Genomic DNA, 19,950 nt, shown 5'->3' with positions numbered 1-19,950 from the left:
GCTGGAATAAATATCCTTATGATGCCTAAGTGGTTGCGTATATCCCTGATCGTTATAGCCACAGCAGCTGTGGTGTATCTTCTTGGCCCCAAACCGGCCGAACCGGTTTACGAACACAAACTGCCCGCAGTACCGGCTGCCGGCCCGGCCCTGGAAGCCTACATACAGCATAAAGAAGCCGGGCACCGGCTCAAACCGGATAATGAAGCCCGTATAGTATGGCAGGACTCCGGACATCATAAAACGCCTTATTCCGTGGTGTACCTGCACGGCTTTTCCGCCAGCCAGGAAGAGGGGAACCCGGTGCATCGCAACTTTGCGGCACGTTACGGATGTAATTTGTACCTGTCGCGGCTCGACGGGCATGGGATCGATACCAGCGACCCATTGCTGCATATGACTGCGGCGGGTTTGTGGAAAGATGCAGAAGAAGCGCTGAGCATAGGCAAGGCGCTGGGCGATAAAGTGATCCTGATGACCACCTCCACGGGCGGCACACTGGGGCTGAAGCTGGCAGCGGCCTACCCGGGTGATGTTTATGCGATGATCAATATGTCGCCCAATGTTGCGATCAACGACAACCTGGCCTTCCTGGCCAATAACCCCTGGGGATTGCAGCTGGCCAGAACGGTGAGCAAAGGTGATTTCAGGCGGAGCGATGATAAAGACCCCGAAATAGCAAAGTACTGGTACAACAATTACCGCCTGGAAGCGGTGGTGCAGTTGCAAAACCTGCTGGAATCCAGTATGGTGGAGGAGACCTTTAAAAAGGTGCATCAGCCGGTGATCAATTTATATTATTATAAAGATGAAACGCACCAGGATAAAACGGTGCGGGTAGCCGCCATCCTGGAGATGGAAAAGCAGCTGGGAACGCCCGATTCCCTGAAGGAGGCGGTGCCTATACCCGGCGCCGGCAGCCATGTGATGGGCTGTGCGCTCACCGGGCATGATATCCCCGCAGTAGAGAAAGCCATAGATGATTTCGTAGTAAATAAGTTACATATGAGGCCGGTACAGTAACACTTTTTAGTTAAACCGGATTTTCAAATCTTTTTATAACTTGTGGTAACATTCCGTACATAAGCAACGTTAAGTTAACTATGCGCATCCGTTTTAAACAGATCATCGTTTCATTATTCCTGGTACTGGTCATATCCCTCTGTCACACGGATGCGATGGCCCAGGAGGCGCATGGTGCTGATGTGATACCGTTGCATGCCATGATAGTAGGACGTGATACCGTTCCGGTAATCACGCTGGCAATATTTGATGTAGTAGCTAAAATGCCGAAGGCGCTGCGTAAAGAACGCGAGCGCTGGAGCCGTTTACGCAACGCGGTATATGTAACCTATCCTTTTGCCAGATCGGCGGCAAAAGTGCTGAAAGATGTGAACAGCCGCATGGCTACCATGAATAAAAGGGAACGTAAAGCCTTCCTGGCCTCTAAAGAGAAAGAACTCAAGGCCCAGTTTGGCGATAAACTGGAAAACCTCTCCGTTTACCAGGGAAAAGTATTGATGAAACTGATCGACCGTGAAACGGGTCAGAACTGCTTTGAAATCATCAAGGAACTCAAAGGCGGCTTTAATGCCCGTGTTTGGCAAACCGTTGCTTTCTTTTTTGGAGGTAACCTGAAAAGTGATTACGACAAGCAGGAAGACCGCGACATCGAGGTGATTGTGCAGGAGCTGGAAATGTACCAGCAATTCCGCGCCTACAATTAATTGGGCTATCTTCGTAATATTCGCCCGTCATGAAAAAGGGCTTATTATGAAAGCAAGGATCTTACTTATCAGCTTATTATTTATTTCTGTTGGAGCGATGGCACAGGTAGCCAGTGACGATCCCGTGTACGTGCTGGACAGCGTGATCGTGACGCCGTCGGCCATGGGGCAGGTATCGCCCGACCGTATTGGCGTGATTACCATTGCCAAAGGCGCAAAGGCGGTGCTGAAATATGGCAGCCAGGCGGAGAACGGCGTGGTATATATAGAAACGAAACCCTTTGCCCGTAAAAGGGTGAATGTGTTATTGAGCAATGAATCCCCCGCATATGACAGTTTGTTGCGGAAATATGGCAACGACAGCAGCTTTTACTTCATCGTAAACGGCAAACCGGTTACGCCTACCAATGAAACCGGTTTGATGACCTTAGACCCGAAAACCTTCCGTTCTGTACGGGTTATTTCTGAGAAAGAGGTACAGGATAAGTACCAGGTGATGGACCGGAAAGCCGGGATCGTTATCACCAGTTCAGATAACTAAATATTTTCCCATCTTTGCACCTCAATTTACAGCATATGAAACTAGATATACTGGCTATAGCCGTGCACCCCGACGATGTGGAGCTGGGGTGTGCAGGCACACTGATGGTGCATGCGCGTCAGGGAATGAAGGTGGGCGTGGTGGATCTCACCCGGGGGGAACTGGGCACCCGCGGTACCCCGGAGCTGCGGGAACAGGAAGCACAGGCAGCTGCAAAGATCATGGGACTGGAAATAAGGGAGAACCTGGGACTTGCTGACGGCTTTTTCAGAAACGATACGATGGAGCAAATGGCGATCATTACGGCGATCCGTAAGTACCGCCCGGACATCGTGCTGGCCAATGCAATGGACGACCGTCATCCTGACCACGGAAGGGCCGGCAAACTGATTGCCGACAGTTGTTTCCTGGCAGGGTTAAGAAAGATAGAAACCATGGCAGACGGGCAGGCGCAGGAAGCGTGGCGTCCGAAGCAGGTTTTTCATTTCCTGCAGGACCGTTATCATGAACCTGATTTTGTAATAGATATCAGTGCCGTAATGGAGCAGAAGCTGGATGCGATTAAAAGCTTCAGTTCACAGTTCCTGGCGCCGAAAGATCATGAACCGCAAACCTACATTTCGGGTTCGGGCTTTTTCGACAGCGTTATTTACCGCGCAAAAATGCTGGGTAAGATGGTGGGGGTGGAGTATGCCGAGGGGTATACGTCTGCCAAGATGATCGGTATCCGGAATTTTGCGGATATGATTAGCGAAACGACGTGACGCGGATTTTGTCTTGGCTCAGGATTACGCTGATTTTACTGATTACCTGGATTTTTACTTTTGGATTTTATAAAGGATTAAGGGAGATAGAAGCGGATATTCGCTTTTATCTCCCTTAATTATTATTTTAAGAAAATCTAAAAATCAAAGAAAAATCCAAAGAATAAAAATCCAGGTAATCAGTAAAATCAGCGTAATCCTGAGCCAAGACAACATCCGCGGGGGACTGCGCTGGAGAATGGCTCTAACACGCCTGGGACATGCTTAGGAGTAGCCTTTGACATGCAGTAAAGGTGGAGGTCACCTGGAGGTGATGTGGACTTGATCTGGAAACCATTGCCTGGTTTGGGTTAGCGGGGAATTTGATAGGGCTGTTTATGCATTTGGAAGAGATGGGAAGACAACGGCGGGGATATCCGCTATGGTCTGCCCATCTCTTTTTAATGATAAAGTGACGATATGTTTGGCGGCAGTTCAGCCGCTGAGTAAGGTTGTGAAAAGTTGAGGGGGCAGGAGTGCAGGCCGGTCGCATCAGTACTTACCGGCGTATAAAAGTCCGACCCCGCTTTGGGGCTTTTCAGGAACGGTCAATGGGACCCGCTAAACACTAAATGAACAGATCTCGGGTAGCGTCGAATTCATCGTGTTTGATGATGCTGTTTTTAATAAACGGGATCAAAGCAAGTCCAATCGTGATAACCACCAGTAAAAAGTATTTTTTCTTCATTTCCATGCTAAATTGATTAAAAAAAGTCCACTTATATAACTAAATAACGTGCCAAAATGTTACAGAAATAGCATAAAAATGTTAAGTCCGGAACATTTTTTTTCCTTATAGTTGCCATGTTTGTTGTTGCCCGCCCTGCCGCAGTGAAAAGGCATATATATAGAGAAACTCAATACCACATTTTTAAAATCTATTTGATTAATAATGAATGTAATGTGATCTTTGCGCCGTCAAAGCATAAAATCATTAGTCTGTAAATCAAAAAGAGAATTAGTAATTATGAAAAATGTTATCTTATCCGTAGGGTCAGAGTTTCCCGAATTCAAAAAAACGGCTGTAGTATCAATTGAAAAAGGTAAAGAATTTTATGAATTGTCTTCTGAAGAACTGAAGAACTCCGGCAAATGGATGGTGATGTTCTGGTGGCCTAAAGACTTTACTTTTGTATGTCCTACTGAAATAGCTGAATTTAACAAACATGCGCAGGATTTTGCTGATCGTGATGCGGTGTTAATCGGAGCATCTACTGACAGTGAGTTTGTGCATGCTGCATGGAGAAGAGATCATGATGATCTGCGTGGCCTGCAGTTCCCTATGCTGGCGGATACTTCCAAATCCCTTGCTACTGAGCTGGGTATCCTGGAAGCCAATGAAAAAGTGGCTTACCGTGCTACCTACATTGTAGATCCTCAGGGTATTGTACGCTGGGTTTCTTTGTACGACCTGTCTGTAGGCCGTAGCGTGAAAGAAGTGCTGCGTGTACTGGATGCGCTGCAAACAGATGAGCTGTGTCCTTGCAACTGGACGAAGGGTGAAGCTACGCTGACAGCTTAATGAATCAAGTCATTTACGGTTTTATTAAGAAAGAGGGTTGTCCTGCCGGGATAAGCGTGGCGGGACAACTTCTTCCGGTAATAAAATTATTAAATAAAAAAATTAGATATTATGTTTGCAACTACAAATCAGGATACGGCTGTTCAATTGCTGGAAGCAGTGGGTTTAACGGCGGATTCGGTTTCAGGAAAGCTGCAGTCGCTTGTAAACGTGGATGCGCGTTACCTGAAGGATCTGAAGATCAATGTATCCAATTCCCTGGCAGCGGCTACATTGTCGAAGAAAGAGGCGTATATGATCGGGCTGGCCGTGGCGGTAAATGAGAAGCATACGGATCTGCAGGCGTCTTTTGAGAAGCTGGCGGTGCAGGAAGGCGCAACCGACAAGGAGATTGCAGAAGTAATCAGTTGTACTTCCCTCATGAGTGCCAATAACGTATTTTACCGTTTCAGGCATTTTGTGAACAAGGAGTTTTACACGACTACTCCTGCGGGTATCCGGATGAGCATTATGGCGAACCCGGTTTTGGGGAAAGAGTTTTTTGAGTTGCTGAGCCTGGTGGTGTCTGCGCTGAATGGTTGTGAAATGTGTGTAACTTCGCACGAAGAAGCGTTGTTGAAACACGGAACCGATCAGCAAAGAGTGCTGGAATCGGTAAGATTAGGAGCCGTTTTACGTAGCCTGATCGTTCTGTTGTAAAAAATATTTTCGGCAAAAGACAGATGTAAATTTGCCTGATAACTGAATGGTTATCAATATTTTGCATTGTGTTCACATTTTAAGAAGCCGCTTTTCACGCGTGTCTTTTAAGCATATGTGAATAAATTCATTTAATAATATTTGCAAAATCCATAAATAAATTGGACTTTTGCATTCCTAAATTTTTAGATCATGGCAAGAGTATGTCAGGTGACAGGAAAGAAGCCGATTACAGGTCACCATGTTTCCTTCTCCAACATTAAGACGAACAGAAGGTTTCTTCCTAACCTGCAAAAGAAACGTTTTTTCCTGGCAGAAGAGGACAAATGGATATCATTGAAAGTTTCTGCTGACGGTTTAAGAACCATCAACAAGAGAGGTTTGTATGCAGTTGTGAAGGAATTGCGTGCAGCTGGTCAGGCAATCTAATTCTAAGACTCACTTAATTTGTAATACACAATGGCAAAAAAAGGTAATAGAGTACAGGTAATTCTGGAGTGCACAGAGCACAAAGCTTCTGGCAAACCCGGAACTTCCCGTTACATCTCTAACAAGAATAAGAAAAATACTCCTGAGCGTCTGGAGTTGAAAAAGTACAATCCTATTTTAAGGAAAGTGACTGTACACAAAGAAATTAAATAAGTAATTGTTGATGGTGAATGGCTGTATTAGCATACTGCCAGTTAGCCATTGGACCATAAAAACAATAGAATACCATGGCAAAAGTAGCTTCAAAGAACGCGAAAGTAAAAGATACTAAAGCAGCAGCTGAATCAAAGGTATGGACTAAGGTTATCAGAGCCATCCGCTCTCCTAAAACCGGTGCTTATACTTTTAAGGAAGCAATCGTGCACAAGGATAAGATCCAGGAGTACATGACCCAAAAGTAATTCGGCTTTACTAATAATACTGAAAGGCTGTCCTGTTAAGGGACAGCTTTTTGCGTTATGCGGGTGCGGAGTTTGTCTTTCTCAGGATTACGCTGATTATACAGATTACCTTGATTTTTACTTTTGGATTTTTTTGGATTTAAAGAGATTTTGGAAGATATAAGCGGGTATACGGATATACCCGCTTATATCTTCCAAAATCTTTTAAAATCCAAAGTGATCAAATCCCCTAAATCAGTATAATCAGTGTAATCCTGAGAAAGACAAAATCCGCGTAATCAGTGAGAAAGACAAAATCCGCGAATTTTCGCGTATTTTAGCACCCAAAAAACCGGGATGTACCGGACCCAATTAATCTAAACTATGAGCTTTTTCAATAAACTATTTTCCAGGGAGAAGAAGGAAAATCTGGATCAGGGTTTACAAAAAACCAAAGAGAGCTTCCTGAGTAAAATAGGACGCGCCATTGCAGGGAAGTCCAGTGTAGACACCGAAGTATTGGATAACCTGGAAGACGCCCTTATTTCTGCGGACGTTGGCGTAGACACGACTGTGAAGATCATTGACCGGATCGAACAGCGGGTAGCTAAAGATAAGTATCTGGGAACCAGTGAGTTGAACAGAATGTTGCAGGAAGAGATTGCAGCGTTGCTGGTAGATGCCCCTGATAGTGGTTTCCGTGATTTCGATATACCGGCCGGTAAGAAGCCTTATGTGATCATGGTGGTAGGCGTAAATGGAGTGGGCAAAACCACCACCATTGGTAAGCTGGCCTATAATTTCAAGAAAGCGGGTAAGTCGGTGATGCTGGGTGCTGCGGATACTTTCCGTGCAGCGGCAGTGGATCAGCTGACTATCTGGAGTGAAAGAGTAGGGGTACCTATTGTAAAGCAGCAAATGGGATCTGACCCGGGCGCGGTGGCTTTTGATACGGTACAGAGCGGGGCCGCTAAAGATGTGGATGTAATTATTATAGATACCGCCGGCCGTTTGCACAACAAACTCCACCTGATGGATGAACTGGGTAAAATTAAACGGGTGATGAAAAAAGTGATCCCAGACGCGCCGCATGAAGTGTTGCTGGTATTGGATGGTTCTACCGGGCAGAATGCACTGGAGCAGGCTAAACAGTTTACAGCAACCACAGAGGTAACAGCCCTTGCTATTACCAAACTGGATGGTACTGCAAAGGGTGGTGTGGTACTGGCCATTGCCAACCAGTTTAAAATACCGGTAAAATACATCGGTATCGGTGAGAAAATGGAAGATTTACAGGTGTTTAATAAAGAGTCTTTCGTAGATTCGCTGTTTAGTGTAAATGGCTGATTTTCTGTTCATTGTGAATGTTAATTAACAACTGACACAAATCTTATTTAATATTTTACTTTAGGTGAAACAATCGGGCTCCCAACAGGAGCCCGGCTCGTTATTTGATTAACATTAAAGCGCTTCGTTTGTAATTATAAATAGCACTGCATTTATTAAATTTGAATACTTGTTCCCTTTTTGTACCCTTTTTAACAATTCGTAAGTATGATAGTACAGCACATAGATCGAGTTGAAGATATTACACCAGCGGAATTCAAGAAGAACTATTACCATCCACGTAAACCTGTAATTATACCGGCGGCGGCGCTTAGCCAGCACTGGCCGGCCTACAACAAGTGGACATGGGATTATTTCAAATCGATAGTCGGAGACAAGACGGTTGGGGTATATAATAATGAGCGCGCCAACGAGAATACGCTTGTCAACGGAGCAGATGATTATATTACTTTCGGGGCCTACCTCGATATGATACAACAGGGACCGGTAGCGCTCCGGATTTTCCTGTTTAACATTTTTCAGCATGCTCCCCAGCTGGTGGAAGATTTTACTTTCCCGGATGAATTTGCCTCCGGGTTTCTGAAAAAATACCCGATGTTATTTGTGGGCGGCGCCGGTTCGGTGGCGCATATGCATTACGACATCGACCTTTCACACATTTTCCATACCCAGTTTATTGGCCGTAAGCGGGTATTGTTGCTGGAGAATAATCAGTCGCCGCTTATTTACCGGATGCCTTTTACCGTAGAGAGCGCGGCGAACTTCGTCAACTGGCATGAGCAGCTGGACCAGGACCAGTTTCCGGCGCTGAAACATGCGCGGGGATATACTACTATCCTGAACCACGGGGACACGATGTTTATGCCGGCGGGCTACTGGCATCATATGGAGTACCTGGATGGCGGTTTCGCCATGAGTCTCCGGGCGCTGGATCCTTCTTTCGTCAATAAACTAAACGGGCTTTATCACCTGGTGGGCCTGCGGGGAATGAATAACCTGATGATCAGGATGGCCCCCAAGTGGTGGTACCATTATAAACGGCAGAAGGCCCGCGAACGTGCCGACAAGGCCATGGAGACGCTGAGCTGACCTGGGTTTCAACGTTATGCTAAGTAGCTAGTCAACAGTTACTTAGCATTAATTTCCAATTGTCAATTCTTTTTACTACCTTTGCACCTTCCTTAACCCCCACTAAGACTCAAGTCACATACAGTAAGTCTGCTGTTACATTCAATCAGTGTCTGTGTGTCTTCGTGGCGGTAGCGGCTCAACAAATGATTGACCGCTTGTTTAAAAACATTCGCGCTTGAAGACAAAAACTTTAAAGAAAGACAAGGTTAATATTATTACGCTTGGTTGTTCCAAGAACATGGTGGATTCAGAAGTACTGAGCGGTCAGCTCATGGCTAATGAAATCGATGTGGTGCATGAAAGTGCAAAACGCGATCATAACATTGTGGTGGTGAACACCTGCGGATTTATTGACAAGGCCAAAGAAGAATCGATTAACACCATCCTGGAGCAGGTAGAGCTGAAACAACGTGGTAAACTGGATAAAGTATACGTAACGGGTTGTTTGAGTGAACGCTACAGGGGTGACCTGGAATCAGAGATCGGCGGAGTGGATGCCTGGTTCGGAACCATGGAATTGCCATTGCTGCTGAAAAAATTTGATGCAGATTATAAAGCAGAACTGATTGGAGAAAGATTACTGAGTACCCCGTCTCATTATGCTTACCTGAAAATAGCAGAAGGTTGTAACCGTACCTGTTCTTTTTGTGCTATTCCGCTGATGCGGGGTGGCCATGTTTCCAAACCTATTGAGGAGTTGGTAACCGAAGCACAGAAACTGGTGAAATCCGGTGTAAAGGAAATCATGCTCATTGCGCAGGAGCTTACCTATTATGGTTTGGACCTGTATAAGCAACGCCGTTTGGGAGACCTGATGCGTGCGTTGGCCGGAGTGGAAGGACTGCAATGGATTCGTCTCCATTATGCTTATCCCACCAAATTCCCGATGGAGATCCTGGATGTGATGAATGAGTTCCCAAATATCTGCAAGTATATTGACATGCCGCTGCAACATGCTTCCAATGCCATGTTGAAGGCCATGAAGCGTCAGATTACCAGGGAGGAAATTGAGCAGCTGGTGCATGACATCAGGGCCAAAGTACCGGGTATCTGTTTACGTACCACCCTGATTGCCGGTTTCCCCGGTGAAACGGAAGCGGACGTGGAAGAACTGAAAGGTTTCCTGGAAAGAATGCGTTTTGACCGTGTAGGGGTGTTTACCTACAGTCATGAAGAAGGAACCAGCGCCTATGAACTGGAAGATAATATTCCAGCAGAAGAAAAGGAGAGCAGGGCGCAGGAAATAATGGAAGTACAGCAGGAAATCTCCCTGGAAAAAAACCAGGAGAAAATAGGGAAGATCTTTAAAGTAATAGTAGATAAAAAAGAGGCAGGCAGATACCTTGCCCGTACCGAGTTTGATTCGGTGGAAGTAGACAACGAAGTGATCATTGACACTACCAAACGCCTGAAACCGGGCGACTTTGTAGAAGTACGTATCACCAAGGCGTTTGATTACGACCTCGAAGGAGAACTGGTAACCAACAGCTAATCACTGAAGGTAACCAACAGCCGATAGCTAACCGCTGGAAGCTGAAATAATATTTTTAACAGCTGACAGCGCACTGCTGGAAGCTATATACACAGCTCCCGACGGAGCTTGATTAATGCAAATATGACTACATTTGAATCACTGGGCTTACAAGAGCCTATCTTAAAGGGAATTACGGACCTGGGCTTCGTTTCCCCAACTCCCATCCAGGAACAGGCAATACCAGTATTGTTAGGAGGTGACCGCGATTTCGTAGGTCTTGCCCAGACGGGCACCGGTAAAACTGCTGCATTTGGCCTGCCATTGCTGCAGCAACTGGATCTGAAAATAAATAAACCACAGGGACTGATCTTATGCCCTACGCGTGAACTCTGTTTACAGATCACCAATGATCTGAAAAACTTCAGCAAATACCTTGGCGATGTGAGCATCGTAGCGGTATATGGCGGTTCCAGCATTGTTCAGCAGCTGCGTGAACTGAAAAGAGGAGTACACATTGTAGTGGCTACTCCCGGCCGTTTACTGGATATCATTGACCGTGGTGCGGTTAATTTCGACAATGTGCGTTATGCGATCCTGGATGAAGCAGATGAAATGCTGAACATGGGATTCCAGGAAGACATTAACAGCATCCTGTCTAACACCCCTGAAGGTAAAACTACCTGGTTGTTTTCGGCTACAATGCCAACGGAAGTTCGCCGTATCGCCAAGAAATACATGGAGGATCCGTTTGAACTGACTGTAGGTAACAAAAATAGCGGTAACGTTAATATAGAACACGAATACTACGTAGTGCGCCCGCGTGAAAAATATGCGGCCCTCAAACGTATCGTGGATTTCAACCCTGAAATTTTTGGTATCGTTTTTACCCGTACCAAAATTGAATCACAGGAAATTGCAGAATCGCTGATCAAGGACGGTTACAATGCAGATGCCCTGCATGGCGACTTAACCCAACAGCAGCGTGATAAGGTGATGAAACGCTTCCGCGAAAGAGCGCTGCAGGTATTAGTAGCTACAGATGTGGCTGCCCGTGGTATCGACGTGGATAACGTAACACACGTAATCAACTACGATTTACCGGATGACGTGGAAAACTACACACACAGAAGTGGCCGTACCGGCCGTGCTGGTAAATCAGGTATCTCTATTGCTATCATCAGCAGCCGTGATACCGGAAAGATCCGCCAGATTGAACGTGTGATCCAGAAAAAATTTGTAAAGTCTGAAGTACCGGATGGTTTCGCAGTATGTGAAAAACAGCTGTTTGGCCTGGTGCATAAAGTACATAACGTAGTAGTAAACGAAGAGCAGATTGAACCTTACATGGAACGCATTAACGAAGAGTTTGCCTCCATGAGCAAGGAAGACCTGATCAAACGTTTTGCTTCCCTCGAGTTCAACCAGTTCCTTGAATATTACCAGGATGCGCCTGATCTGAATGCAAAAGACGACAGACGTGCCGGTACACTGGGAGATGACAGAGGTCCGCGCAGAAGCGATGGCAAATTCACCCGTTTATTCATCAACCTGGGTTCAGTAGATGATTTCAACCGCGGCGATATGCTCCGTTACCTGTGCGACAATACCGGTCTGCGTGGTAATAAAATCGGCCGTATTGATCTGAAGGGTGTTTACTCCTTCTTTGAAGTAGAGAACGAAGAACTGCCTAAAGTAACCGAAGCTTTCAAGAAAGTGGAATATAACGGCCGCAGCGTGAGGATAGAAATGTCCCAGGATGGCGACAGACGTCCCCGCACCGGTGCCGGCGCAGGCGATCGTGGCCCGCGTCGTGAAGATGGTCCGCGTAAAAGAAGCTGGAGTGCAGAAGGTGGCAGCCGCACGGGCGGTAGCCGCAGCGGTGGCGACAGACGTGAGTCTTTCGGCAGCGGTGGCAAACCTCCGTACAAGAAAAAATACTAATCCGCAAAACGGAATAGCAATATAAAAAGAGAAAAGGTGTCCATCGGGCACCTTTTTCTTTTTATGTAAATATCTGTTTCATTGTATAGGTCATTTTCCCAAATTTAAACTATCTTGTTAATCAAGACACCCAATTCACACGTTATTATGACCGGAGATACAAATCGCGCTTTACAGTACGTAGAACCATTTACTCTTTTTTCTTCCAGTGATATAACGCTTTTCCAGGCAGGCTCACATTACCGGCTATACGAAAAGTTTGGCGCCCATGCGATGGAGGTGGAAGGCGCCCATGGAACGTACTTTGCCGTTTGGGCACCGGACGCGGCATTTGTAGCAGTAATGGGGGATTTTAACGGATGGGATCATTACACCCATACGCTTTACCCCCGGTGGGATAGCTCCGGCATCTGGGAAGGTTTTGCACCCGGTGTAAAGCCTGGCTCCCTCTATAAATACTTTATCCGTTCCAACAGCGGGGAAGAGCTGATCAAGGGAGATCCATACGCCAATCACTGGGAGGTACGTCCTAAAACAGCATCGGTGGTATACCCGCTTGATTATGAATGGGATGACAAGAAGTGGATGGATCATCGCCGGAAAAACAATGCACTCGACAGTCCTTTTGCCGTATACGAGGTACACCTCGGTTCCTGGCGCCGCCCCGATCCCTCTGATCCGGAGCGCGTATATTCCTACCAGGAAATAGCCGATATGCTGGTGCCGTATGTAAAGGAAATGGGATTTACCCATGTGGAATTAATGCCCGTTATGGAGCATCCTTTTGATGGTTCCTGGGGATACCAGATCACTGGTTACTTTGCACCTACTTCCAGGTATGGCACGCCACAGGATTTTATGGAGATGGTGGAAGCCTTCCACCTGGCCGGTATTGGTGTGATACTTGACTGGGTGCCCTCACATTTCCCATATGATGCGCATGGACTGTTCCGCTTCGACGGATCGCATGTGTATGAATATGCGGATATGCGTAAGGGTTATCACCCTGACTGGAACAGTTATATATTCAACTATGCACGGAACGAGGTGCGATCGTTTTTACTGAGTAATGCCGTTTTCTGGTTCGACCGGTTCCATGTAGATGCCATCCGTGTAGATGCAGTAGCATCGATGATCCACCTGGATTATTCCAGGGAGAGAGGCGCATGGGAACCGAATGAAGTGGGTGGTCATGAGAACCTGGAAGCCATCAGTTTTCTGAAGAAGCTGAACGAAACGATATATGCCCTGTTCCCCGATGTGCAAACCATTGCGGAAGATTCTACCTCCCACTATGGCGTATCCAGACCTACTTTTATGGGTGGGCTGGGCTTTGGTATGAAATGGATGATGGGGTGGATGAATGATACGATCGATTATTTTAAAAAGGATCCTATCCACCGGAAGTGGTACCAGAACGATCTGACCTTCAGCCTGGTGTATGCGTTCGGAGAGAACTTTATGCTGCCGCTGAGTCATGATGAAGTGGTACACGGGAAGTCGCCCATGCTGTATAAAATGCCTGGTGACGACTGGCAGCAATTTGCCAATCTCCGGTTGCTATATAGTTATATGTATACCCATCCCGGCACCAAGTTGCTGTTTATGGGTGATGAATTCGGGCAAACATCGGAGTGGAACTACCGCGGGGAGCTCGACTGGCACCTGATGAAACATCCTACCCATCAGGGTTTAAAGGCTTTTGTAAAAGATATCAACGAATTTTACGCCGCTTCTACCGCTTTATACGAGCAGCAGTTTGATGCCGCAGGATTTGAATGGATCACGGTAAACGATTATGATAACTGTGTGCTGGCCTATGTGCGGAAAGGAAAAGCAGCCGGCGATATTCTGCTGGTGGTATTGAACATGACGCCGGTAGTCCGGGAAAACTACCTGGTGGGACTTCCCGTAGCGGGAGAGTGGGAAGAAGTAATGAACAGCGATGCCCCGAAGTATTACGGCAGTGGTGTGGTGAACACCGGTGTTATCCGCACCGTTAAGCAGACGTATAACGGCAGGGACTATACGATTTCTTTGAGCTTGCCTCCTTTGGGTGCGACTATATTGAAGCTGCGATAGCGCGGAGGTTGTCTTACTCAGGATTACGCTGATTATATTGATTAAGGGGATTTGATCACGTTGGATTTTTAAGGATTTGCGGAGATGTGAGCGGATTTTGTCTTTCTCACTGATTACGCTGATTATATTGATTACTTTGATTTTACTTTTTGGATTTTATAAAGGATTTGGGAAGATACAAGCGGATATACCTGCTTTATCTTCCCAAAATCTTTTTAATCCAACGTGATCAAATCCGCTAAATCAATATAATCCCTTTAATCCTGAGTAAGACAACCTACGCTCACATCTCCGCAAATCCTTAAAAATCCAACGTGATCAAATCCCCTAAATCAGTATAATCCGTTTAATCCTGAGTAAGACAACCTACGCTTACATCTCCGCAAATCCTTAAAAATCCAACGTGATCAAATCCCCTAAATCAATATAATCCGTTTAATCCTGAGTAAGACAACCTACGCTTACATCTCCGCAAATCCTTAAAAATCCAACGTGATCAAATCCCCTAAATCAGTATAATCAGCGTAATCAGCGAGAAAGACAAAATCCGCCCCAAATTAAACCTTCTCTTATTTCCATCGTCTATTAGCAATCTGATCCCTGTTGCAATAAGCGGTGATGGTGGTACGTTTTATGTGGTATCAGTGTTTCAACCAGATCAATTCGTCCATATTTTTATTTAGTTACATAAAACCGTTCTTTTTATGAAAAACTTTCTCCGCAAACCGGGGCATGGTTTGGTGATGGCAGTGTTGGCTGCTGTTACATTAGCGGGAGCCTGTAAAAAGGATAACTCCGCTTCCACCACGCCTATTCCGGACAATAAACAAAAGGTAAGTCTTTATTTATCAGATGATCCGGGTTACTTCGACAAAGTATTACTGGATATCCGCAGCGTAGAAGTACTGGTGGATACCTGCGGTAAAACGGATGACGACAACTGGTCCGACCGGGACCGTTGCTGGTGGGATGAGGACCGTGACCACGACCGGAACAGTGGGCGGGATACCTGCCAGTTGTGGGATTCATTGGATATTAACCCTAGTGTTTATGACCTGCTAACTTTAAGAAACGGAGCTGATACCCTGCTGGCCGGCGGCGTGGTAGCGAAAGGAACAATGGAACGTATCCGTATTACTATTGGCGACCAGAACTCGCTGGTGAAGGACGGTGTTACTTACCCGGTGAAATCGATCTCCGGTCAATCGAAGATCATTGTGAGAGTGCGTCACAACGAGTGGGATGAGCTGAGCGCGGATAACCTGCAGTTGTGGCTGGACTTTGATGTACAACGCTCTATTATCAGAACATGGAACGGAAAATTCATCCTCAAACCCTACATTAATGTATTCACCATTCTTAAAATGGGCAGTATTTCCGGTAAGGTAACCCCATGGGATGCCTACCCGGTGATTTCTATTTACAACAGCAGCAGCGATACTTTATATGCACTGCCATGGAGAAGCGGTGAGTATAAGGTACGTGGTTTGAAAGTGGGCGACGACTGGAACGTTTTTGTAAATGCCTCCAACGGTTATAAGGACACCACCGTTACCGGCGTAAAGGTAGCGCGCGGGAAAGACACGCGGATCGGGAATATCCAGCTGCATAAATAGCAGCAGCGTAGGTTGTCTTACTCAGGATTAAACTGATTACACTGATTACGCTGATTTGATCACTTTTTGATTTTAAAAGATTCGGGGAGATGTAAGCGAAGATAACCGCTTATGTCTCTCCGAATTTTTATTAAAATCATTTATAAAATCTAAAAAAATAAAATCCTTAAAATCAGTATAATCAGCGTAATCAGCGAGAAAGACAAAATTCGCTTATATCTTTCCGGATTTTTCATTTAATCCTTTATAAAATCCAAAAGTAAAATCAAAGTAATCAGTATAATCAGCGAGAAAGACAAAATTCGCGCGCGTAAAATATTTAACTTGTGACAAAGTAATATCTATGAAGAAACTGTTGTTTTTATACCTGTTATTATTGAGTGTTTGCAGTATGGCGATTGCCCAGGCGAAGGTGAACCAGCGTGATGCGCAAAACCGTAAGCAAGGGCGTTGGGTGGAGGAAGTGGGAGAAGTGAGGGGAGAGCCAGGGTATACCTGGGAAGGCGTTTACAAAAACGGCCGGAAGGAAGGCGTTTGGAAAAAGACTTCTGCCATTGGTAATTTACTGGCGGAAGAAACTTATAAAAACAATGTGCTGGATGGTTACTGCAAGTATTATTTTCCTAACGGGAAGCTCAGTGAGGAAGGGGCTTTCCTGGCTACTGAAATTGAAGGACAGCGGGATACGATCATGATCATAGATCCGGTGACGAATGCCGAAACGCCGACAGAGATTGTAAGGTTGGGTAATTCCGTTCGTAACGGGGTATGGAAGCTATATGATGAAGAAACCGGGAAGATGGTGAAGGAGTATTACAAGCGGGGGGAAACCGTTAGTGCTGATGAGTTGGGCGACAGTACCGAGGTGGCCGCGCCTGCAGTAAAGAAAGCTCCGTTGCAGTTGCCGCATGAAAATACCGGCAAGCACAAAAAGAAGGGCTGACAAAAATGAACAGCGTGGAAGCTAAAATGAACAAAAAGATTTGTCCGTTTTAGCTTTTTTTTATGTAATTTCATCAATAGGATGTGATCTTATAGAACCCGTAAGTCACCAATAATTTTTTTATTGAGAATCCTTTTAATTTGTTTGTATGAAAAGCCTTACTATCAACCACGCGGAGAATCCTCAGGAATTACACGGAATAGAATATACTACTGACAGGATGGAAATCCTTTTCAGAGCTGTTTTTATCTTTTTAGTGTTTTGTGCATTGACTTCTATTTTCTTTTTGTCTATTTTTTATTAAGCATAAACAATGATCATCAACGTAAGAAAGGCTCAAAGGTGATTTATCATCTTTGAGCCTTTACGATTTTTGTAAGCATTGCTAAATTGATTTTTTAAGCTGTAATCCTTATTCAGATTAGATCTATAAGCTATTTACTTTGATTTCTGATTCAGGAACTCTTAATTCAACGTTAACAACTTATTCATTTTGTTCATTGTGCGTTTATCGCCGCTGAACATTTTGTACAATGATATTTAGCATCTACTTTTATAGTTCTAAAGTTGGCATAGGTTATGAAACCGGCGCGAGATCTCTATCTGAAGTGCCTTTCTTTTTTTCTTACCACTTTAGATATCTTTCTACTTCATTGATATTTCTTCAAAGCTTCTTGGTACAACAAATGACACGGTATTATCTGCCAGTATGTTTTCCGGGCGTATGGCGGTGGCTTGTCCATCTACAAGCAGTGTAGTGGGTTTGAAGGGAAGGCCATGCACAATGATCCGGTGATTTTTATAGGTTGTTTCGTAATTGATATAAAATTGTTTTTTAAGATAGAATTGTTGCGCGGTAGAACGTTGCTTGAAGCGGATCACGTTATATTGTCCGTTTTTATAGCCATAGTGATCGCCGGCATCTTCGTACAACACGCTTTTTACTTCTGTATCTCCGAAATAAACGTGCAGCAACATTTCCGTAACCGGTGTTTGCTGGGTGTACTGCATTTCCGGGAATTCCGGTAATACAGCGCCTGCTTTTACAAACAGGGGTATTTCGTCGAGGGGAGTTTTTACCTTAATTTCTTTTGCGCCTGCGTATTTCTGATCGTTCCAGAAATAATACCAGTTTCCGGCGGGAAGGTATACTGCTTTTTCCTGCATACCTTTTTCGCTTACATGGCTGATGAGCAGGGAGTCGCCGAACATAAACTCGTGCGAACAGTTGTGTGTGGCGACATCTGTTTGCGCCACAAAAGCCAGTGGGCGCAGCATGGGCGTACCGTGGGTGGCGTATTGCCAGAAGGTAGTGTACAGGTAGGGGAGCAGTTTATATCTTAATGTAATAAACTTAGTCACCACTTTTTCGTATTCCGGTCCGAAGCTCCAGGGTTCCTGGTTAAAGCCTGTTTCATTGCTGGCGGAGTGGGTTCGCATGAGCGGGTGGAAAACAGCCAGCTGAATCCAGCGGGTGTACAGTTCGCCATCGGGTTCACCGATGAAGCCGCCGATATCGCTGCCGGTAAATGAAATACCGGAAACGGCTAAACGCTGGCATTGCACGCTGGCCAGCCACAGGTGTTCCCAGCTGGATACGTTATCGCCGGTCCATACGGAAGACCAGCGTTGTGCGCCTGCGTAACAGGAGCGGGTAATGAGGAAGGAGCGGTTGGGCATCAGGTATTTTTTCATACCGGCTGCGGTGGCTTTGCTCATCAGGTGGCCATATACGTTATGCGCCTTGCGGTGACTCACCTCTTCGCCGTCGTAGTCGTGGCGCACATCTTCCGGGAAGGAGCCCATTTCAAATACGGCGGGTTCGTTCATATCGTTCCATACGCCGCGAACGCCGGTTTCGGCCAGGCTTTTGAACAGGCTGCTCCACCACTCCCGTACTTCGGGGTTGGTGTAGTCGGGGAACACACATTTGCCCGGCCAAACGTCTCCTTCCATCAGGGCGCCATCGGCGCGTTTGCAGAAGTAGTTGTTTTTGATGCCTTCCTGGTATACGGCGTAGTCGGCATCTACCTTAATGCCGGGATCGATGATCACTACTACTTTAAAACCTTCGGCGGCCAGTTCTTTGATCAACCCTGCGGGATCAGGGAACCATTCCTTATTCCAGGTAAAGCAGCGGAAACCGTCCATATAATCGATATCGAGGTAAATAACATCGCAGGGGATCTTCCGTTTGCGGAATTCCTTCGCGATTTCTTTTACGCGGGTATCGGGGTAGTAGCTCCAGCGGCACTGGTGGTATCCCAACGCCCATAGTGGCGGGAGTTCGGGGGTACCGGTGATTTTTGTATAAGATTCGGCCACTTCCAGCAGGTCGGGACCATAAATAAAATAGTAGTTCATTTCGCCGCCGCGGGCCCAGAAACTGCAGGCATCTTCCCTTTCTTTACCAAAATCAAAGATGGTGCGGAAGGTATTATCGAAGAAAATGCCGTAGCCGATGCCATGGTGCAGGCCATAATAGAAAGGAATGTTCCGGTACAGCGGGTCGGTATCTTTCTGATAGCCATAGGCATCTGTTCCGTAGTTTTCCAGGCGTTTGCCCCGGAGATTCAGTTCAGTGGGCTTGTCGCCAAGTCCGTAGAAGCATTCCCCTTCCTGCACTAACTTGCTGCAATACTGGATTTTACCTCCTTTGAGCAGGTAGTGTTGCCAGTGATAACCCATTTCATCCTGGTTGATCACTCTTCCTTCCTTGTCTGAAATGGTGATACGGAGGTTATCCCGCGCAATAAATACCTTTAATTCATCTGTATAGATCTCAAAAGTTTCTTCCCATTCTTTTATACCAAAAGCGATTGGTGATTCTTCCAGCGTATCGCTGGTGGCGTAGGAGAAGTCCCGTTGAAAAGAGCCTTCCGCAGCATATCTGAAGCGGAGGATCTTGTCGGCAATTACCCTTACTTCGAGAATTGTTTCGGTAGTATAAAAACAAAAATAATTTCCTTCTTTTTTCCAATCCCTGATACCATCGGGATAGTGTTTGGCGCCGTATTTACTTGACGAGGTTTCAACTTGCATAATCTCTTTTTCTGGATGCGCGGTAATGCGTTACCGAGGTCTTAAATTACATAAAAAAATCAGAGTAGTGATAGTCCTTTTGCGTTAGATGCTCCTTTTTGGGCGTTTACCCTCTAAATTGGCAGCTTCGCAAAAAATCCTAACAAGTAAATAAATTACTTATTAACTTCATATCAATAAATTTACTTTTTGCTTTAACCTATTTTAGTGGGT

At 45.7% G+C, this 19,950-nt stretch carries 17 protein-coding genes; 16 read left to right on the top strand and 1 reads right to left on the bottom strand.

Annotation, left to right across the window (positions count from 1 at the left end):
- The first annotated feature begins 21 nt into the window (after window positions 1-21).
- The 16 genes from ACLHR0_RS26490 to ACLHR0_RS26415 all read left to right on the top strand — a co-directional run bounded on the left by ACLHR0_RS26490 (window position 22) and on the right by ACLHR0_RS26415 (window position 16,695).
- Window positions 22-1,023, top strand: coding sequence for an alpha/beta hydrolase (locus tag ACLHR0_RS26490; protein ID WP_436490727.1), 1,002 nt, complete (start codon window positions 22-24; stop codon window positions 1,021-1,023).
- Between the two features lie 80 nt (window positions 1,024-1,103).
- Entirely contained in the window at window positions 1,104-1,727 is a 624-nt protein-coding gene (locus ACLHR0_RS26485; protein WP_370911377.1) for a DUF4294 domain-containing protein, read from the top strand.
- Window positions 1,728-1,773: 46 nt separating this feature from the next.
- Window positions 1,774-2,268 carry a hypothetical protein gene (locus ACLHR0_RS26480; protein WP_436490725.1) on the top strand — a complete coding sequence of 165 codons (495 nt, stop codon included), beginning with the start codon at window positions 1,774-1,776 and terminating at the stop codon, window positions 2,266-2,268.
- Between the two features lie 35 nt (window positions 2,269-2,303).
- On the top strand, window positions 2,304-3,032 hold the full coding sequence (bshB1, locus tag ACLHR0_RS26475) for a bacillithiol biosynthesis deacetylase BshB1 (RefSeq protein ID WP_436490724.1): 729 nt from the start codon (window positions 2,304-2,306) through the stop codon (window positions 3,030-3,032).
- A gap of 1,006 nt (window positions 3,033-4,038) precedes the next feature.
- Complete coding sequence (locus ACLHR0_RS26470) at window positions 4,039-4,593, top strand: peroxiredoxin (RefSeq protein ID WP_133810274.1); 555 nt, start codon at window positions 4,039-4,041, stop codon at window positions 4,591-4,593.
- Window positions 4,594-4,704: 111 nt separating this feature from the next.
- Window positions 4,705-5,292 (top strand): carboxymuconolactone decarboxylase family protein, encoded by a 588-nt coding sequence (locus tag ACLHR0_RS26465; RefSeq protein ID WP_370911380.1) that lies wholly within the window; start codon window positions 4,705-4,707, stop codon window positions 5,290-5,292.
- A 192-nt stretch (window positions 5,293-5,484) separates the two neighbouring features.
- Window positions 5,485-5,721 (top strand): 50S ribosomal protein L28, encoded by a 237-nt coding sequence (gene rpmB, locus ACLHR0_RS26460; RefSeq protein ID WP_079468087.1) that lies wholly within the window; start codon window positions 5,485-5,487, stop codon window positions 5,719-5,721.
- 30 nt (window positions 5,722-5,751) lie between these two features.
- Window positions 5,752-5,934, top strand: coding sequence for a 50S ribosomal protein L33 (rpmG, locus tag ACLHR0_RS26455; protein ID WP_370911381.1), 183 nt, complete (start codon window positions 5,752-5,754; stop codon window positions 5,932-5,934).
- 74 nt (window positions 5,935-6,008) lie between these two features.
- Complete coding sequence (locus tag ACLHR0_RS26450; protein WP_079468085.1) at window positions 6,009-6,182, top strand: DUF4295 family protein; 174 nt, start codon at window positions 6,009-6,011, stop codon at window positions 6,180-6,182.
- 363 nt (window positions 6,183-6,545) lie between these two features.
- Window positions 6,546-7,508: a signal recognition particle-docking protein FtsY gene (gene ftsY, locus ACLHR0_RS26445; protein ID WP_436490721.1), complete on the top strand. Its 963-nt coding sequence runs from the start codon at window positions 6,546-6,548 to the stop codon at window positions 7,506-7,508.
- 207 nt (window positions 7,509-7,715) lie between these two features.
- The gene (locus tag ACLHR0_RS26440; protein WP_436490719.1) at window positions 7,716-8,597 is read left to right on the top strand and encodes a cupin-like domain-containing protein; all 882 of its coding nucleotides are present in this window, start codon (window positions 7,716-7,718) and stop codon (window positions 8,595-8,597) included.
- Between the two features lie 217 nt (window positions 8,598-8,814).
- Window positions 8,815-10,131 (top strand): 30S ribosomal protein S12 methylthiotransferase RimO, encoded by a 1,317-nt coding sequence (gene rimO, locus ACLHR0_RS26435; RefSeq protein WP_429065399.1) that lies wholly within the window; start codon window positions 8,815-8,817, stop codon window positions 10,129-10,131.
- Window positions 10,132-10,254: 123 nt separating this feature from the next.
- A complete protein-coding gene (locus ACLHR0_RS26430) occupies window positions 10,255-12,054 on the top strand; it encodes a DEAD/DEAH box helicase (protein ID WP_370911385.1) in 1,800 nt (599 codons plus the stop codon).
- A gap of 147 nt (window positions 12,055-12,201) precedes the next feature.
- Window positions 12,202-14,136 carry a 1,4-alpha-glucan branching protein GlgB gene (gene glgB / locus ACLHR0_RS26425; protein ID WP_436490716.1) on the top strand — a complete coding sequence of 645 codons (1,935 nt, stop codon included), beginning with the start codon at window positions 12,202-12,204 and terminating at the stop codon, window positions 14,134-14,136.
- A 704-nt stretch (window positions 14,137-14,840) separates the two neighbouring features.
- Window positions 14,841-15,752: a DUF4382 domain-containing protein gene (locus ACLHR0_RS26420; RefSeq protein WP_436490715.1), complete on the top strand. Its 912-nt coding sequence runs from the start codon at window positions 14,841-14,843 to the stop codon at window positions 15,750-15,752.
- 343 nt (window positions 15,753-16,095) lie between these two features.
- The gene (locus ACLHR0_RS26415) at window positions 16,096-16,695 is read left to right on the top strand and encodes a toxin-antitoxin system YwqK family antitoxin (protein ID WP_436490713.1); all 600 of its coding nucleotides are present in this window, start codon (window positions 16,096-16,098) and stop codon (window positions 16,693-16,695) included.
- 645 nt (window positions 16,696-17,340) lie between these two features.
- Here the strand turns inward: ACLHR0_RS26415 and ACLHR0_RS26410 are convergent.
- Window positions 17,341-19,737 carry a glycoside hydrolase family 31 protein gene (locus ACLHR0_RS26410; RefSeq protein WP_436490711.1) on the bottom strand — a complete coding sequence of 799 codons (2,397 nt, stop codon included), beginning with the start codon at window positions 19,735-19,737 and terminating at the stop codon, window positions 17,341-17,343.
- Window positions 19,738-19,950: the final 213 nt, after the last annotated feature.

Source organism: Chitinophaga sp. ARDCPP14, from assembly GCF_051362515.1.
Lineage (GTDB): Bacteria > Bacteroidota > Bacteroidia > Chitinophagales > Chitinophagaceae > Chitinophaga.
The sequence above is the reverse complement of the archived record's forward strand: the minus strand, read 5'-3'. Positions and strand labels throughout refer to the sequence as shown.

What these genes read in the sequence shown, in the direction of transcription:
- rpmG (WP_370911381.1), top strand. Translation starts at nt 5,752, where the DNA reads ATGGCAAAAAAAGGTAATAGAGTACAGGTAATTCTGGAGTGCACAGAG.
- ACLHR0_RS26485 (WP_370911377.1), top strand. Translation starts at nt 1,104, where the DNA reads ATGCGCATCCGTTTTAAACAGATCATCGTTTCATTATTCCTGGTACTG.
- glgB (WP_436490716.1), top strand. Translation starts at nt 12,202, where the DNA reads ATGACCGGAGATACAAATCGCGCTTTACAGTACGTAGAACCATTTACT.
- ACLHR0_RS26480 (WP_436490725.1), top strand. Translation starts at nt 1,774, where the DNA reads ATGAAAGCAAGGATCTTACTTATCAGCTTATTATTTATTTCTGTTGGA.
- ACLHR0_RS26490 (WP_436490727.1), top strand. Translation starts at nt 22, where the DNA reads ATGCCTAAGTGGTTGCGTATATCCCTGATCGTTATAGCCACAGCAGCT.
- ACLHR0_RS26415 (WP_436490713.1), top strand. Translation starts at nt 16,096, where the DNA reads ATGAAGAAACTGTTGTTTTTATACCTGTTATTATTGAGTGTTTGCAGT.
- ACLHR0_RS26430 (WP_370911385.1), top strand. Translation starts at nt 10,255, where the DNA reads ATGACTACATTTGAATCACTGGGCTTACAAGAGCCTATCTTAAAGGGA.
- ACLHR0_RS26420 (WP_436490715.1), top strand. Translation starts at nt 14,841, where the DNA reads ATGAAAAACTTTCTCCGCAAACCGGGGCATGGTTTGGTGATGGCAGTG.
- ACLHR0_RS26410 (WP_436490711.1), bottom strand. Translation starts at nt 19,737, where the DNA reads ATGCAAGTTGAAACCTCGTCAAGTAAATACGGCGCCAAACACTATCCC.
- ACLHR0_RS26450 (WP_079468085.1), top strand. Translation starts at nt 6,009, where the DNA reads ATGGCAAAAGTAGCTTCAAAGAACGCGAAAGTAAAAGATACTAAAGCA.
- ACLHR0_RS26465 (WP_370911380.1), top strand. Translation starts at nt 4,705, where the DNA reads ATGTTTGCAACTACAAATCAGGATACGGCTGTTCAATTGCTGGAAGCA.
- rpmB (WP_079468087.1), top strand. Translation starts at nt 5,485, where the DNA reads ATGGCAAGAGTATGTCAGGTGACAGGAAAGAAGCCGATTACAGGTCAC.
- ACLHR0_RS26470 (WP_133810274.1), top strand. Translation starts at nt 4,039, where the DNA reads ATGAAAAATGTTATCTTATCCGTAGGGTCAGAGTTTCCCGAATTCAAA.
- bshB1 (WP_436490724.1), top strand. Translation starts at nt 2,304, where the DNA reads ATGAAACTAGATATACTGGCTATAGCCGTGCACCCCGACGATGTGGAG.
- ACLHR0_RS26440 (WP_436490719.1), top strand. Translation starts at nt 7,716, where the DNA reads ATGATAGTACAGCACATAGATCGAGTTGAAGATATTACACCAGCGGAA.
- ftsY (WP_436490721.1), top strand. Translation starts at nt 6,546, where the DNA reads ATGAGCTTTTTCAATAAACTATTTTCCAGGGAGAAGAAGGAAAATCTG.